General features: G+C 47.8%; 15 protein-coding genes and 1 riboswitch. Of the genes, 8 read left to right on the forward strand and 7 right to left on the reverse strand.

Annotation, left to right across the window (positions count from 1 at the left end; genetic code table 11):
• The 3 genes from D829_RS0121450 to serS all read right to left on the reverse strand — a co-directional run bounded on the left by D829_RS0121450 (position 1) and on the right by serS (position 3,706).
• On the reverse strand, positions 1 to 552 hold the full coding sequence (locus D829_RS0121450) for a GrpB family protein (protein ID WP_017690988.1): 552 nt from the start codon (positions 550 to 552) through the stop codon (positions 1 to 3).
• 329 nt (positions 553 to 881) lie between these two features.
• Complete coding sequence (locus tag D829_RS0121455) at positions 882 to 1,988, reverse strand: Ig-like domain-containing protein (RefSeq protein WP_017690989.1); 1,107 nt, start codon at positions 1,986 to 1,988, stop codon at positions 882 to 884.
• A gap of 419 nt (positions 1,989 to 2,407) precedes the next feature.
• Positions 2,408 to 3,706 carry a serine--tRNA ligase gene (serS, locus tag D829_RS0121460; RefSeq protein WP_017690990.1) on the reverse strand — a complete coding sequence of 433 codons (1,299 nt, stop codon included), beginning with the start codon at positions 3,704 to 3,706 and terminating at the stop codon, positions 2,408 to 2,410.
• 388 nt (positions 3,707 to 4,094) lie between these two features.
• Here serS and D829_RS0121465 point away from each other — a divergent pair, with 388 nt between their 5' ends.
• Complete coding sequence (locus tag D829_RS0121465) at positions 4,095 to 5,330, forward strand: MFS transporter (protein ID WP_017690991.1); 1,236 nt, start codon at positions 4,095 to 4,097, stop codon at positions 5,328 to 5,330.
• 423 nt (positions 5,331 to 5,753) lie between these two features.
• Here the strand turns inward: D829_RS0121465 and D829_RS0121470 are convergent, their stop codons facing one another.
• Positions 5,754 to 6,263, reverse strand: coding sequence for a hypothetical protein (locus D829_RS0121470; protein WP_346773284.1), 510 nt, complete (start codon positions 6,261 to 6,263; stop codon positions 5,754 to 5,756).
• A 173-nt stretch (positions 6,264 to 6,436) separates the two neighbouring features.
• On the opposite strand from D829_RS0121470, the gene D829_RS0121475 reads away from it, so the two are divergent.
• The 7 genes from D829_RS0121475 to D829_RS0121505 all read left to right on the forward strand — a co-directional run bounded on the left by D829_RS0121475 (position 6,437) and on the right by D829_RS0121505 (position 12,368).
• Positions 6,437 to 6,823 carry a VOC family protein gene (locus D829_RS0121475; protein WP_017690993.1) on the forward strand — a complete coding sequence of 129 codons (387 nt, stop codon included), beginning with the start codon at positions 6,437 to 6,439 and terminating at the stop codon, positions 6,821 to 6,823.
• A 16-nt stretch (positions 6,824 to 6,839) separates the two neighbouring features.
• The gene (locus D829_RS0121480) at positions 6,840 to 7,595 is read left to right on the forward strand and encodes an NAD(P)-dependent oxidoreductase (protein ID WP_017690994.1); all 756 of its coding nucleotides are present in this window, start codon (positions 6,840 to 6,842) and stop codon (positions 7,593 to 7,595) included.
• 144 nt (positions 7,596 to 7,739) lie between these two features.
• Positions 7,740 to 7,852: riboswitch (TPP riboswitch) on the forward strand.
• Positions 7,853 to 8,159: 307 nt separating this feature from the next.
• On the forward strand, positions 8,160 to 9,200 hold the full coding sequence (locus tag D829_RS0121485; RefSeq protein ID WP_017690995.1) for an ABC transporter substrate-binding protein: 1,041 nt from the start codon (positions 8,160 to 8,162) through the stop codon (positions 9,198 to 9,200).
• Between the two features lie 260 nt (positions 9,201 to 9,460).
• Entirely contained in the window at positions 9,461 to 9,751 is a 291-nt protein-coding gene (locus D829_RS0121490) for a thiamine-binding protein (RefSeq protein ID WP_017690996.1), read from the forward strand.
• Positions 9,751 to 10,509, forward strand: a complete 759-nt coding sequence (locus D829_RS0121495) for an ABC transporter permease (RefSeq protein ID WP_017690997.1) — start codon at positions 9,751 to 9,753, stop codon at positions 10,507 to 10,509. The genes D829_RS0121490 and D829_RS0121495 overlap by 1 nt, the downstream gene beginning before the upstream one ends.
• Positions 10,510 to 10,547: 38 nt before the next feature.
• Positions 10,548 to 11,456: an ABC transporter ATP-binding protein gene (locus D829_RS0121500; protein WP_017690998.1), complete on the forward strand. Its 909-nt coding sequence runs from the start codon at positions 10,548 to 10,550 to the stop codon at positions 11,454 to 11,456.
• A gap of 81 nt (positions 11,457 to 11,537) precedes the next feature.
• Positions 11,538 to 12,368 (forward strand): TatD family hydrolase, encoded by an 831-nt coding sequence (locus D829_RS0121505; protein ID WP_026081332.1) that lies wholly within the window; start codon positions 11,538 to 11,540, stop codon positions 12,366 to 12,368.
• A gap of 117 nt (positions 12,369 to 12,485) precedes the next feature.
• Here the strand turns inward: D829_RS0121505 and nfsA are convergent, their stop codons facing one another.
• The 3 genes from nfsA to D829_RS0121520 form a co-directional block, all read right to left on the reverse strand.
• Positions 12,486 to 13,229, reverse strand: coding sequence for an oxygen-insensitive NADPH nitroreductase (nfsA, locus tag D829_RS0121510; protein WP_017691000.1), 744 nt, complete (start codon positions 13,227 to 13,229; stop codon positions 12,486 to 12,488).
• Positions 13,222 to 13,821: a TetR family transcriptional regulator gene (locus tag D829_RS0121515; protein WP_017691001.1), complete on the reverse strand. Its 600-nt coding sequence runs from the start codon at positions 13,819 to 13,821 to the stop codon at positions 13,222 to 13,224. Before D829_RS0121515 ends, nfsA begins: the two co-directional genes overlap by 8 nt.
• A gap of 164 nt (positions 13,822 to 13,985) precedes the next feature.
• The gene (locus D829_RS0121520; protein ID WP_017691002.1) at positions 13,986 to 15,155 is read right to left on the reverse strand and encodes an ABC transporter permease; all 1,170 of its coding nucleotides are present in this window, start codon (positions 15,153 to 15,155) and stop codon (positions 13,986 to 13,988) included.
• Positions 15,156 to 15,217 lie beyond the last annotated feature (62 nt).

Raw genomic sequence — 15,217 nt, forward strand, 5'->3', positions numbered from 1 at the left:
TCACAAGCCTTCATCAAGCACTTGTAAAATAAATTGCGTTTTGGCAACGGTATACGATTCCCTGTCTTCTTTATTCTCATCAGCAAGCTTCGCCTTCAGGACGGCGTAAGCTTCCACCAGATCTGGGCGTTTTCTCAGTACATCCCGAAACCGAATTTGACGATCCCAGCGTTCTTCTCCCGGGCGCATAAGATGAAGGTGTACAGCTCTCTTGCCATCCTTAACCCTGACCCAGAATCGTCTGTACTCCCGTCCATCCAGTTCAGGCGGAACGTAGTTCCAGCCCAACGGATTCAGCTGATCCGCAATCAGATCCATGTCATCCCATGACTGTACCTCTGCCATCAGATCAATAATGGGCTTGGCGGGTAACCCTGGAATGGACGTGCTGCCGATATGTTCGAATTGATGGATATTAAACTGCTGTAGAAGGTGTTTCAGTTGCCGGATTTCATCCTGAGCCTGCGCATCCCAATCGGGGTTGGCCGGAGCAATCTCTACCGACTCTGTCGCCCAGGCAGGCCAGTTTTCCGGTTGCAATGGATCTGTCATTCAGGTATCTCCTCTTCACCAAGACATTTTAAATGGTAACCTTCTCTGTATTTTTCATAGGTGCGTTGCTTCATGCGCTTATCAGGTAAGCCAGATCACTAGAGTTAGCGTCTGAGCTTATAATCGAAGCTTTCATATTCATCCCATCCAATTCCTTATATAGTTGTTAAAGCAGAAGGCATTTCAGATACATATTTCTATATATCCAAAAAAGGAGCGTATGTCTACGCCCCTTGGTTGTCTGTTACCTTGATGATATTGATGATTTTAACGTGTCATGTACTGAAACTAACTTTTGATTCATGCAAGATGCTTCATTATATGAAGATTTATTTTACCGTAACAGGGATCGTCACTTTTTTGTTGCCCCACTTGGCCGTTATGGACGTTTTCCCTTTGCCTACAGCCACGATCTTGCCATTTGTTACTGTCGCTACGCCCGGCTTTGTGCTGCTCCACACCGCACTGTTGGTCACAACAGTGGTTTTGCCCGTATCATACTGTGCCATCACACTCAGCGTTGTACTTCCCTGTGGGGACAAAACCAGTTTTTTCTGGCCTGTAATCAACTTTTTGAGCAAAGGTACAACGGTAACCTCTGCCTTTATTGTCTGATTTTGATAAGTTCCTGTCAAGGTTGCTTGTCCCTCGGTCAGCGTCTTAACGGCTCCATTTTTCACGATAGCTACATTTGTGTTGGAAGAGGTCCATATGATTTGTTTCGAAAGGTTGATCGTTTTGCCATTTGCGTAGGTCCCGATGACCTTCAACGCCTTGGACTTCTTGATGTTCAGCTGCATTGTGGCAGGAGTGACTTCAACTTTGGTAATCTCGTCCGTCACAGCAACGGGGACTTTCACGATCGTTGTTCCATATTTGCCTTGCAGCAATACTCTGCCAGGTGTAACGCCTTTGATTTTACCGTTTTCCAGCACAGCCGAAGAAGTGGATACGGACCACACAATCTCAGACGTCACATCCTCTTCCTTACCATTCGCACGGGTAATGCTTACTTTCGGAAGGGTGCTTTCACTGCCTTTAACGAAATTATAGGAGTTTGGTGAAGCTTTGATGCTTTTGATCTTCTCCTGCACTTGGACAACCAACTGGGCTTTAGACCCGTCTACTTCTGCAAAAATGGTTGCTTCGCCCGCAGCCACAGCCTTGACTTTGCCTTTCACCATCGTCGCAACTGCTGCATTACTGGTGGACCAAGTCACGCCTTCGGTAACATCCTGCTTGTTATCAAAACCTTCTACCGTTGCCATCACCTGAAGCGCAGCTGTTTCGGAAACACTCATCTTCTGCGGGCTACTATTGGTTATTTCAATCGATTTCACGTCACCGGTAGCCGCCAAGGCCAACGAAGGGACCAGAATTGTTAATGCCATAATTAGAGCAAGCGTGCCTCGAAGCGCCAGTTTGATTCTATTCATTTTTAATTCCCAACTCCCATAATCCAATATTTTACTTCTATTATATTATATCGGATACGAATTGCATAAAGTTGAATGTCGTAAGTGAGAGTCTTGGAACAATTCATGATTTTCATTGTATAATATGGGAAGGCCGCGCCCTTGAATCTGGACAAATTGAAATCATTAACGAGCGTGAATGGAAGCTGCGTTGACATTTAAGAAATAATTTTATTTACTTACATAAACGAAGAAATTTTAATCAAAGAAGTAAGCTATATCTTAGGTCCAAGCACTTACCAGATCAGTTCAGCACAAAATATTAGGAGATCGGTTCGTTAAATAGTGTTACCGTTTTAAAAGGGGATGTCCCTCGTCACATGCAACATGACGTGTGGAACATCCCCCTTTTTGACTTCCTAAAGCGTTACCTAACCTCTCTACTTCACTTCATCCTGCTCTGGCAAAATCAAGCTCTCGGCCCCGCCCATATAGGGCCGCAGGGCTACCGGAATGCGAATGCTTCCATCCTCCTGCTGATGATTCTCAAGCAAAGGAATCAGGATACGCGGCGATGCCACCGCCGTATTATTCAGCGTGTGACAGTACGCCAACTTGCCTTCGGCATCGAGGCAACGAATATTCGAACGGCGCGCCTGAAAATCATGCAGATTCGACGACGAATGCGTTTCTCCATATGCACCGCGGCTCGGCATCCAGGTCTCGATGTCATACTGTTTGTACGTTTTCTGCGACATATCTCCGGTACATACAGCGACAACACGATACGGCAGTTCCAGTAATTGCAGCAATTCTTCGGCGTGTCCCGTAATCTCTTGCAACATGCGCTCCGATTCTTCTGCATCAGGGGCACAGAGAATGACCTGCTCAACTTTGGCAAACTGATGCACACGGTACAATCCGCGTACATCACGTCCGCCAGAGCCAACCTCACTGCGGAAACACGTCGATACCGCGGCAAGCTTCACCGGCTCTTGAACATCGACAATCTCATCCGCATAATACGAGACGAGCGGCACTTCAGAAGTTCCCACAAGCCACTTGTTCTCCCCTTCAAGTTCGTAGACCTGATCTCGACCAGTTGGGAAGAATCCGGTGTTCACCAGCGCATCCTCCCTGACCATCAGCGGAACCTCCATTGGTGTAAATCCGTGCTTCAACAGCAGATCAAGCGCAAGTTGCTGTACTGCCCGATGTAATAACAGGCCAGCGCCTTTTAATACATAGCTTCGCGTACCGCCAATCTTAACTCCACGAGGAATATCGATCAGATCATGCAACTCGCCAAGTTCCACGTGATCTTTGGTGTTATACTCGAACGTTGGTACCTCTCCCACACGTCGCAGCTCTACATTATCCGCATCCGACATGCCTTTCGGGGTATCCGGGGATACGATATTGGGTACCAGCCATTGCAGCTTGGTTACTTCCTCCTGCACAGGGGCAAGCTTCGCTTCCACCTGTTCCAACTGTTCATTGAGCTGTTTCACCTGAGCCCGCAAGCCCTCAGCCTGTTCCCGATTCCCGGCTTGCATGAGTCTGCCAATGTCAGCGGATAACGTATTGCGCAATCTGCGTCCTTCTTCCGATTCCTGCAAAAGTGTTCTACGTTCTTCATCCCGCTCTAACAATGTGCGAATGTTGATCTTGATTTTTTTCCCGTCTGCTGCGGCCTGAACCTCTTCTTCATGTGCACGAATCCACTTCATTTCCAACATGGTCACCGTCTCCTTTGGCTGTAAAAATACAAAGAGCGCCCTCATCCCTTGGGACGAGGAGCGCTCTGCTCGCGGTGCCACCCAACTTGCTGAATCAGGATAACCTGCTTCCAGCCTCTTGGTCCGCGATAACGGGCGGTTCCGGTTAACTTGGGAAAATATCGCTCCCCTGGCGAAAACGCCTCCGAGTTGGATTCTCTTCAACGGCATGGTCCGATCTGTAATTGTTGTGTCTCAGTATATATGAACGCCGGACCAAATTGCAACCTTTTGGATCGATTAGGAATGCATGGCACAACTTAACATGTCCTGTTATGATAGACTTTGTCTCCAAGATGGCGCTTTATTGTGATCCTCAATTTATGTATATATGTAGAAGGAGTTCTTTATGAAAAAATTACTTTGGATCGGATGTCTGTCCTATTTCCTGATTGGACTTGCCCACGTTGTGCTCGGTTCCATTCTGCCGGTTGCACTTGAACATTACGGCAAAGATTATAGCCAAGGCGGAACGCTGATCTTCGCTCAATTTGCCGGATTCCTGGGTGGTGTATTGTTATCTCCATGGCTGAACAGACGCTTTGGTAAAAGGGGAGGCCTGTTAATCGCCACAGCGTTGCTCTGTATTGCAGAATTATCCTACATGCTGTTGCCACCATGGGGCTGGATGTTCGTCATCGCACCCGCTGCCGGCTTCGGATTCGGAATGGTTGAAGCTGTGATTGGCACCATTATCATCGCTGCAATCAAAGACAATACGGCCGTTGCCATGAGTCGACTGGAAGTATTATTCGGGATCGGGGCGATGGTCATGCCGCTCATGGCCAGCGGTCTGATTGCTGCCGGATACTGGCGTCTTTCCTTTCTCGTTGTTGCGATTTGCGCAGCGCTGACCTTTGTTTTCTGGGCGAAAGGATCATTCGGTGAACTAGATCAGGTACTGGATCGACGGAAGCCAGTGGATGCTTCGAGACATACTCACACTGCCGGGGCATCAGGTGAACTGCATTCCGCAGCAACCAGTACATCTGGTCCGACCTATCGTGGTCGTAACCTGACTCTTCTGGTACTATTCGTCCTGTTCTTCTTCCTTTATGTCGGCACGGAGATGAGTCTTGCAAACTTTATGCCAGCGATCCTGATTGAGAAAATGAACATGAAGGAAGCCGGAGCAGCGCTTAGCGTCACCTGTTTCTGGATTGCTATGTCCGTAGGACGACTGTTCGCAGGGTATATCGCAGAGAAATTCCAATACCGCGTCTATGTCCTGTACAGTTGTCTAGCATCTGTTCTTTTGTTAATGGTATTTCCATTCACAAACCAGATCTGGTCTGCGTTTTCCATCATCTTGCTACTTGGACTTGCGATGTCAGGCATTTTCTCCATTGCCCTTGTCTTCGCCAGTAAACTGCTGCCTGGAACAGAAGAATCCACACCCAGCATTTTGATTGCTTCAGGTGGAGTTGGCGGTGCCATTCTGCCTTTGATCACGGGATGGAGTCTTGATCATCTGGCGGTTAATCAGTCTGCATGGATGCTTGCCATCTTTGCAGTTGGCCTGCTTGTCATTAGCGTGATTACATATCAATGGCAGAACAAACATATAGTGAATTCTGCAACTTAACAGTTCTGTGTTGGTCTAGTCCTGAGGATTAGAAATACCTATTAAAGAAATCGAGATGTCTACTGTCATGACCTGACGGTGGACATCTTTTTGTGGCGTTACTCTGTTCTAACGAACCTAACACACGCTATTCCCATCCATTTCCGCATGTTTGAAATCTAACGAATCCTAGAGACGTTATTATAGATAATTATCTCAAATTCAAGGTCTCGTTGCAGATTCTTAGCATAATAACGCCGCTGAGATTCGTTAGATTTTTCATTTCCTAAGAACCGGCCTAATAAGCTGTCCTCGATTCGTTAGCGCTGTAATCATGGTGGCAAGTGCCCTATCTTTGCCTCTCTGATCACCTTTCATTAAAGGTGAGAATACGATCTATTCATTTGCACAAGATTGCCCAGGAAATACTCTGGGCCAGCCGAATCACACACTTTTCTTAACGACAGGCATTACGAGCCCGTTATCCTTGATGAATTTACTGAATACATATCGGACGAGTGGTCCCAAAATGATCAACTGATATGGAAGCGCCAAGCTGAAGTTACGAGCAATTGTATGGAGATACGTACGGAGTACGGATACCCCATTTAATTGATCGGCGAGATATGCCGAGATCATTCCATACAAGGACATGATCAGAACCATGCCAATCACCATGAAAAATGACATGACGAGCACACCCAGAATCTTGTTGGACTTGTCAAAGGGCAAGGAGAAAGCAATCTTTCTCGCCACAGGGCCAACAATGAAAGACTCCACCAGAAACGCGATGACAAAACATAATATGAATTGAAGCAGTATCTCAAGCGGGGACATCTTGCCTAGTAACCCACTGTGCCATAGATTGAAGAACATCATGACCACAATCATCCCTGTACACATCATTAATCCGAAAATAATTTGTTCCTTCTTGCTTGTTGGCAAATCTCTCATCCTCTCCGTTTACCTTCGTAATTATAGAGATGACGAACCCCTCCACATAAGTGAACATTCTGTGAACAATGATGATTTTTCCAATTTAAAATTGGATTTGACAACCATGTAATACAGCCCTATGATATCCCTTAAAATGGTAGAAATATTCACTACATAAGGAGGATTTGATTATGAGTTTTCAAAAGCGTATTGACCACGTCGGCATTGCTGTGCGTGATCTGGAGACCACGTTACGTTTCTATACGGAGATTGTTGGTCTTGAATTGAAAGACCGGGTAACCCATACCAACGGTATCATTCAGCTCGCCTTTCTCGGCTTCAATGGAAGCAATGAGACTGAAATAGAGTTAATTCAAGGGTACAGCGACAAGCTGCCTTCCGAAGGAACCGTGCACCATTTTGCCATCCACGTGCATGATCTTGATTCTGAGTACAAACGCATCCAAGCCACCGAAGCCGAATTTATCGATGGAGAGATCATTACACTGCCTAACGGTTACCGTTATTTCTTCATATATGGACCTGAAAAGGAATGGATTGAGTTCTTCCAGCGCTAAGAATTGGAGTTGAATTATGAACATTTTAATTACCGGCGCAGCCGGAAAAATTGGACGTGACTTGTCCCAACACTTGTCAGAAGCATTTCACCTGCGGCTTACGGATTTGAATATCGACAGACTGTATCCGTATCAAGGGACAGGCCATGAGATCATGACACTGGATGTGACAGATCCCGAAGCCTGTCAGCATGCTTGCGAAGGCATGGATGTGGTTGTACATCTGGCGGGAGATCCTTCCCCGAATTCCGGATTCTATGAATCATTGTTGGACATCAATATCAAAGGTACATTTAATGTATTCCGTGCAGCCAAAGACCAAGGTGTACGAAGAGTCATTCTGGCAAGCAGTGCACAGACGATCGAGGGGTATCCCATTGATGCGCAAGTCTATCCAGACATGCCGACACGTCCACGGAATTTGTACGGGGTTAGCAAATGTTTTGGAGAATCACTCGCTTCCTATTTTGCGTATACCGAAGGTTTACAAAGTGTAGCAATACGTATAGGTGCATATGATGATTTTCAACCGGACGGACCAGTGCTGGAGGCAAGGGATATGAGCGCGTATATTAGTCCGGCTGACTTGTGTGATTTGATGTTCAAAGCAATTACAGCTACCGATCTGGAGCCCTTCACCATACTGCATGGGATCTCGAATAATCGGTTTAAACGATTGAATCTGGAAAGCACTCAGAAACAGGTAGGTTATGACCCGAAATCCGATGCTTTTGCACTCAGTCAGATTTTCTTATATGATTCGCCACGATAATTATTGAAAATAACACATCCAAACAGGCTGTTATACATATGTATAACGGCCTGTTTGATAACTTATAAGTGTCCCCATCCAGTTCCTGACTGGACACGTTCTACCCGCTGGCCTATAATTACACCTAGTAATGCCCGTAACTTCATAGTTTCCCAGGGGAGTCGGAATTGGCCGGCTGAGAGTGTATCCCACCAAGATACTAACCCTTAGACCTGATCTGGATCATGCCAGCGTAGGAATCGGAGTATATCGAAATGGCACAGCCCTATGGCTGAACGCCACCTCTCTAACGCCTGCACGCGTCCCGGAATACGGGACGCTTTTTTTGTTATATCAGAAAGTATAAGTTTGGAAGCATCACCTTCCTGATATTGCAAGGAAAACTTCCGCTAAACGCGGTCTGGCTTCTTCGAATGACATCGATAGACGTTTTCTTATGTTATAAAATAACGTCATCCAGATCTCAACTGGTATAAATCTGTCGATTTATGCAAGATGATTGGATATGAAGCCAAGGAGTACCCCGTGCCAATCGGCCGGACATACCGAAGGAGAGAACCACAGATGAAATGGCGTAAAACGATGGGATTGTTGCTCTTATGCGTGCTTATGGTGACTGTAGCCGCATGTGGTGGCAAAGAAGCTGCCCCAGCTGGGCAGAACGGCAACACAAATACGGAAAGCAGCAACGAAGGTGACACTGCCGCCCTGAAAGATATTAAAGTGGTGCTCGACTGGACACCGAATACGAATCATACAGGCCTGTATGCAGCTGTAGATCAAGGTTTTTATAAGGCCGAAGGCTTGAACGTGGAGATTGTACAACCAGGTGCCGGTGGCGCAGATACGATGGTTGCATCGAATGAAGTGCCTTTTGGCGTAAGTTATCAGGAGAGTGTAACTCAAGCCCGCACACAGGGTGTTCCTCTCGTCTCCATAGCAGCAGTTATTCAGCATAATACATCTGGTTTCGCTGCTCCGGCGGATCGGAATATTAAATCACCGAAAGATTTTGAAGGTAAAACCTATGGCGGTTGGGGTTCCCCTGTGGAAGAAGCCGTGATGCAATCCATTATGGAAGGCGACGGAGCCGATGTATCCAAAGTGAAAAACATTAACATGGGTGATGCCGACTTTTTCACCGCAGTGAAACGGGATATTGATTTCGCGTGGATTTTCTACGCCTGGACGGGGATTGAAGCCGAACTGCGCGGGGAACCGATCGACATGTTATATGTGAAGGATTATTCAGATGCACTGGATTATTACACGCCTGTCCTCGTAACGAACGAGCAGACGATTCAGAACGATCCTGAGTTGGTCAAAGCATTCCTGAAAGCCACTTCCGAAGGATATCAATATGCGATTGATCATCCCGAAGACGCGGCGAACATTCTGATCAAAGCTGTACCGGATCTGGATAAAGACCTCGTACTGGCAAGCCAGAAATGGCTTAGTCCAAAGTACACAGATGACGCCCCGCGCTGGGGTGAGCAAAAACAGGAAGTATGGCAAAATTACACCGACTGGATGTTTAGCAAAAAACTGCTGGATGAACAAATCGATGTGAGTAAGGCATATACGAACGCGTTTTTACCCCAATAAAATTTCTCATATAAAACGAACTTAATATTTACACGAGGACGGAGAGGACAGAAATAACGTGAAAAAGCGAAGCGGTCGCCTAAAAGCTTTCTGAAAGAAAGCTGCATCGGAAGCATACGCTATCCCCGGATTTCCTCCATTAGAATTCATTAAAGAAATCCGGGGATAACAGTGATCGGAAGAGGGTACTGCAATCAGAGTGATAAGTGTAAACCTGGTTCAATTCATGCAATTTATCACGAAAGGAGCCGTGATCTCTCATGGCAAGCACACTACTTAGTATTCAGGTTATCCCGAAAACGCCAAATGGCGAGAACTCTTATCCTTACGTAGATCGCGCCATTGAAGTTATTCAGCAATCCGGCCTGAAATATCAGGTGAACGCACTTGACACCACGATGGAGGGAGAACTGGAGGAACTGCTGGAAGTTGTCCGCAAGATGCACGAGGTACTCGTGGAGGCTGGCAGCCCAAGCATCATCTCCCAGATCAAGATCGCCCATAGCCCTACCGGCTTCAGCATGGATACCCTGACGGAGAAGTATCGCTAATGCCTGCCTATTTCAAAAGTGTATGGCCGCCCATTGTGGCGGTTATTCTCTTTATAGCGATATGGCAGGGAGCCGTCTCCCTCTTCCATATTGAGAAATGGATGCTGCCTGCACCATCCGACATCGCCCGCGAAGCGGCAACCCAGGCCGAACGGCTTGGCATGCACGCTTCCGCAACCATTCAGTTAACGCTGATTGGATTCGCCGCTGGCACAGCGGTTGGATTACTGATTGCAATGGTGCTGCATTTGGTCCCTTTTCTTAAGTCAGCCTTGTATCCTTTACTTATTCTTAGTCAAAATATCCCAACCATCGCGCTCGCGCCGCTCCTGTTAATCTGGTTCGGATTCGGGCTGTTGCCCAAGCTGATTACGATCATCCTCGTCTGCTTCTTCCCCGTTGCAGTGGCGGCCATGGATGGCTTGACCCGTACGGACGCGGCGATGATGAACTATATGCGCATGGCTGGTGCGAAACGTCATCATATCTTCTGGAAGCTAGAGCTTCCCCATGCGCTGCCATCCGTGTTCTCCGGTGTCAAAATCGCCGCTACCTATAGCGTGATGGGTGCCATCATCGCCGAATGGATTGGTGCAGACAAGGGTATTGGTTATTATATGATGCTGCAAAAGTCGGCTTATCGTACGGACCGCCTATTCGTGGCGATCATGATTATTGTCGCGCTCAGCTTGCTGCTCTTCCTGTTCATTGCCCTACTGGAGAAGCTTCTCGTGCGCTGGCGGCCACAGAAGCGGTAATAAAGCAAGTAATCTGTATATTAGGAAGTGATGACCATATGAATCGGCAACAGGATGAACAAGTCCAGCCTGGACGAGGAGCAAGTGTAATGGAGCCAACGCACGGTGAAAAGGTTAACTCCGCTACGCCTGATCGACCTGCCAATACGACTCCTGCTCCGGTTCCACCTGCACTGGACGTCGTTGATGTTCATGCATCATTCCGTGAACGGCGCAGCAAGCTACCGGTTCTGAACGGCCTGTCCCTGACTGTGGAGCAAGGCGAGTTTGTCGCTATCGTTGGTCCATCCGGCTGTGGCAAAAGCACCCTGTTCCATATTATCGGCGGTCTGCTGAAGCCACAGGAAGGCCAAGTGCTTATGAACGGTCATGATGTGACGGGCCAACGTGGCAAGATCAGTTATATGCCACAACAGCCTGCCCTTTTCCCTTGGCGCACCATTGAAGACAATGTACTGCTTGCTGGTGAAGTAGCTTCAAGCGCTCCTCCTCGGGCCGAAGCACTTGCTGAGGCTCGAAAGTGGTTAAGCAGCGTAGGTCTTGCCGGGTTCGAGCAGGCATACCCTCATATGCTGTCAGGCGGAATGCAGCAGCGTGCTGCATTTCTGCGCGCCCTGCTCAGTCCGCAGGAACTCATGCTGCTGGATGAACCTTTCAGCGCGCTGGATGCACTGACACGTAGCGACATGCAGCGCTGGCTGCTCGATATCTGGGAACAGAACCGCCGCTCGGTGCTGTTCATCACCCATAATATCGAAGAAGCATTGCTGCTTGCGGATCGGGTCTATGTGTTATCCAACCGACCTGCAACGGTGTTGCACGAGGTACATGTTCCTTTTGATCGCCCAAGACGAGAAGAAATTACGGAGGAATCCGCTTTTCTGGAGCGTAAACGGCAGATTGCACAGTGGATGAGAGAAGAACAGCAAAAAGCCCGCCTATCATAATAGCGCGGGTTTTTAAGTTATTATTTCCCTTTAATGGGTGATCCACCATAAGAAATTCTGCGTAACATAGTTAGAATATAAATGAACACAAGGAGGAATTCCCTCGTGCATTCTCAAGCTTTTGCACCATTAATTGATGCTCATATTCACTTCGATCAGTATACCCCTGACGAACAACGCGAGATGCTGCTATCTTTCCCGTCTCAGCAGGTCGAGGCAGTCATTGCCGTGTCCATGAATCTCGCTTCTGCCCAGGCCAACCTGGAGCTTGCAAAGCAACATCCACGCAATATCTATCCGGCCTTCGGTTTCCATCCGGAACAGGAACTGCCGTCCGTTGCAGAACTAGACCTGTTCTTCCAATGGATTGAGAAGCATATGGGACAAGCTACTGCCATCGGAGAGGTCGGTCTTCCCTATTACAATCGTCAGGAAGCGGAGCAGGCAGGGCAGCGCTTCGATCAGAGCGGGTACATTGAACTGCTTGAACGTTTCATCCAACTTGCCAAAAAGCACAACAAACCACTTGTACTTCATGCGGTATACGATGATGCCGATATCGTCTGTGATCTACTGGAGCAATATCAATTCCGACGTGCTCATTTCCACTGGTTCAAAGGATCTCGCCAAACCGTAAGGCGTATGGCGGACAACGGTTATTTCATTTCCTTCACGCCGGATATTCGGTATGAAGAAGAGATTCGTGAACTCGCCCGGCAATATCCATCAGAACAAGTGATGGCCGAGACCGATGGACCTTGGCCCTTCGAAGGACCATTTCAGGGACGAATGACACACCCTGCCATGACCAGACAGGTCATCCAGGCATGGAGTGAGATCACTGGCATGGGAACCGAGCGGGCCGCCCGTCTTTTTTATCAGAACACAAAGCGTTTCTATGGCTTAACTTGATTACAATCTTGTAGCAGCAAGCATTCTCACTTGCCCTGCCAACACAGCACTTTATAACAAAGCACAAAGAAGTCAGTCGGTTTCGCCCCCGGCTGACTTCTAATTTACATATATAATTTATCGCTTCAAGAATCCTTTGCCTTCCAGGAACGGTCTCACCTGCAACCGTGTCGGCTCAGTCAGGCGCTTTGCCATCAGTTCGGACCATGGGGTCGTTCGTTCACCATTGGTCCGTTCTTTCATGTACGCCGTCGTTGTCTCATCATACTGCTCAACACCTTTGATGCTCTGCTCGGCATTATAACGATTATGATGCAAGACTGCAGCCAGTGGCAGACGTGGCCGAATTCCCGTTTCCTGATCTGCAACTCCAATACACATGCCATACACCGGATATACCCCTTCCGGCAATCCCAACAGCTCAGCAACTTCCTCAATCCGGGTACGAAGCCCGCCGATATATACGATTCCGAAACCAAGTGACTCCGCTGCAAGAGCGGCGTTCTGGGAAGCCAGTGCAGCATCAATCGTGGCTACCATGAAATTTTCGGTTGAATCGGCATACGATTGCTTCTCAGGAAGATGACGTTTCGCAGCATCACTCAGTCGATACAGATCAGCACACCATACGAGAAATACCGGACATTCATTGACATAGGCCTGATTGCCTGCCAATTCAGCCAGTTTGGCTTTTTGCTCCGATTCAGTCACAGCAATTACGGTATATGCTTGCACACTACTTGAAGAGGAAGCCATCTGCCCTGCAGATACAATGGCTGCAAGCTGCTCATCACTTACCGGGTCTGGCTTGAATTTGCGTACAGAGCGGTGTTTCATCATCAAATCAATGGTTTCATTCATGGCTGTTCACTCCCAATCCTCGTAGTACGAACTCAATTGTCTGCTCAGCAAGCTCGTCTGTATTCATATCCTGATAATCAAAGCCAAATCGTGAATTCTTGGCCCGTTTGTGCGCTAAAGCCACACCCATAACCTGAAGCATCGCATAAGATACGGACTCGATCTGGAACAATCCCTGGTCTTTTCCTTCTTGCAGCAGTTCCCTCACACGGGTCCATACAGGGTCTAGAAAACGAAATACAGTAGCTGTTCGATGTGTACGCAGTGTAATTTCAAGCTGTACAATATCGCTCATCTCCCGGTCCGTCATCGTGAACTTCACAACTTCACCGATAATTCGGCGGATACCTTCCACAGGCGAGGACATGGGCTCTTCCGCCAGCGAGTTCATTATATGCCCAGGGAAAAAATGCTCAAATAATGCTTCGAACACCTTTTCTTTGCCGCCAAAATGATAAGACACCAGCGACACATTGGCACCTGCCTCATCACATATTTGACGAACACTCGTCCCGTCATACCCTTGCTGTGCAAAAAGCTTCTTGGCTGCAAGCAATATCCTCGTTTTGATATCCAACTCCGGTTCCGTCATTCCGTCCCGCTCCCTCTTGTCCGTTCATCTCATTCGCTCCAGCTCAAGGACTGCAGCCAGCGAATCATCTGTCTATTATATTACACCAAGCACCCCGATGAAAATCATCGGGGTGCTTGTCCTATCCTATGAAGCAATGATATGCATCTTATACAACTGCTGTATTAGTTCTGTGCTTGAGCCGGGCTTGGTGCCCCAGCTGGCATGCGTTGTTTTTTCAACAACGTCACGACCAGTGACAACGCAACGGCAACCAACAGTACAATCACGATAGAGCCCGCAGCAGACTGAACTCCTGGGCCTCCCAACTGCACGCTCAGAATACCCTGAACGGCGTATGTTGCAGGCAGGTACTGCCCAATGCCGCTATAGAAGCTGTTCAGCAATTCACGCGGTACCATTGCACCGGAAGATACCAGCTGCAAGGACAGTGAGATGATGTTGAACAGACTTCCTGCAGGTCCGAAGCAGATCAGGAAGAACTGGGAGAAGAACATGAACGTGCACAGGAAGAGCGCCTGGAACAACCAGAATGCAACGAATCCTTGTGCAATCTGTCCTCCCAGTGCCACGATCAATGATGATCCCAGCAAGGAAACGACCAATGCAGAACCCACGTTAATGACTACTCTCGCGCCAAACAAAGTCAATCGGGAATAGGTAGATGACAGCATACCCATGGCTGTCTGGAGGTTCATCCCCATGATCATGGCACCTACATAGGAAGCCAGTACCATCATCATCGGCACCATCTGATTATTCATCCCGTTAACCGGGTTGATGGACGTTGTCGTTCCTTCCACTCGGGTAGTCAGGTTTGTAGCGGCTTCAGCGGCTTCAGCAGCCTGATCGGCAGGCGCACCTGAAGCGGTTAACACCGTCTGTATCCCTTGTGCTGTAGCTTGTTTGTTAATCGTGTTTGTCACACTTTGTGATACACCTTGCATCATACTTTTAATCGTAACCGGGTTCGCTTCATTAATGGTGTATTTAATCTCGGCGGTTGAGCCAGCCGTCTGAAGCAATTCGTTAAACCCAGCCGGGATATCCAGCACCATGTGTACTTGGTGATGATTCAGCTGATCCAGCGCTTCAGCCGCACTTAGATTGGATACGGTATGGAAAGGCAGTGTTCCTGCGAGCGAATCTGCGATTCCTTTGGACATTTCGCCGTCCTCGTTCACAATCGCAACCGTCAATTCTTTCGCACGGTCATTTACTCCAGAATATGCGGTCATCCAGATCACGCTAAAGATCACTTGGAACATAAGTGCTGTTACGATCCCTACAATCACTGGCGGTTTTTTAAACAATGTACGTAAAGCCTGTAACATCAAAGGTGTCCTCCATTACTCAAATAGTTCTAATTTGATTTAAACAGTTGTTTGAATCAAAC

The sequence above is a fragment of the Paenibacillus sp. PAMC 26794 genome, from assembly GCF_000316035.1.
In the GTDB taxonomy this organism is placed as follows: domain Bacteria; phylum Bacillota; class Bacilli; order Paenibacillales; family Paenibacillaceae; genus Paenibacillus.

Bases quoted from the DNA above. Each gene is read 5' to 3' on its own strand.
- D829_RS0121450 (WP_017690988.1), bottom strand. From the start codon at position 552: ATGACAGATCCATTGCAACCGGAAAACTGGCCTGCCTGGGCGACAGAG.
- D829_RS0121455 (WP_017690989.1), bottom strand. From the start codon at position 1,988: ATGAATAGAATCAAACTGGCGCTTCGAGGCACGCTTGCTCTAATTATG.
- serS (WP_017690990.1), bottom strand. From the start codon at position 3,706: ATGTTGGAAATGAAGTGGATTCGTGCACATGAAGAAGAGGTTCAGGCC.
- D829_RS0121465 (WP_017690991.1), top strand. From the start codon at position 4,095: ATGAAAAAATTACTTTGGATCGGATGTCTGTCCTATTTCCTGATTGGA.
- D829_RS0121470 (WP_346773284.1), bottom strand. From the start codon at position 6,263: ATGAGAGATTTGCCAACAAGCAAGAAGGAACAAATTATTTTCGGATTA.
- D829_RS0121475 (WP_017690993.1), top strand. From the start codon at position 6,437: ATGAGTTTTCAAAAGCGTATTGACCACGTCGGCATTGCTGTGCGTGAT.
- D829_RS0121480 (WP_017690994.1), top strand. From the start codon at position 6,840: ATGAACATTTTAATTACCGGCGCAGCCGGAAAAATTGGACGTGACTTG.
- D829_RS0121485 (WP_017690995.1), top strand. From the start codon at position 8,160: ATGAAATGGCGTAAAACGATGGGATTGTTGCTCTTATGCGTGCTTATG.
- D829_RS0121490 (WP_017690996.1), top strand. From the start codon at position 9,461: ATGGCAAGCACACTACTTAGTATTCAGGTTATCCCGAAAACGCCAAAT.
- D829_RS0121495 (WP_017690997.1), top strand. From the start codon at position 9,751: ATGCCTGCCTATTTCAAAAGTGTATGGCCGCCCATTGTGGCGGTTATT.
- D829_RS0121500 (WP_017690998.1), top strand. From the start codon at position 10,548: ATGAATCGGCAACAGGATGAACAAGTCCAGCCTGGACGAGGAGCAAGT.
- D829_RS0121505 (WP_026081332.1), top strand. From the start codon at position 11,538: ATGAACACAAGGAGGAATTCCCTCGTGCATTCTCAAGCTTTTGCACCA.
- nfsA (WP_017691000.1), bottom strand. From the start codon at position 13,229: ATGAATGAAACCATTGATTTGATGATGAAACACCGCTCTGTACGCAAA.
- D829_RS0121515 (WP_017691001.1), bottom strand. From the start codon at position 13,821: ATGACGGAACCGGAGTTGGATATCAAAACGAGGATATTGCTTGCAGCC.
- D829_RS0121520 (WP_017691002.1), bottom strand. From the start codon at position 15,155: ATGTTACAGGCTTTACGTACATTGTTTAAAAAACCGCCAGTGATTGTA.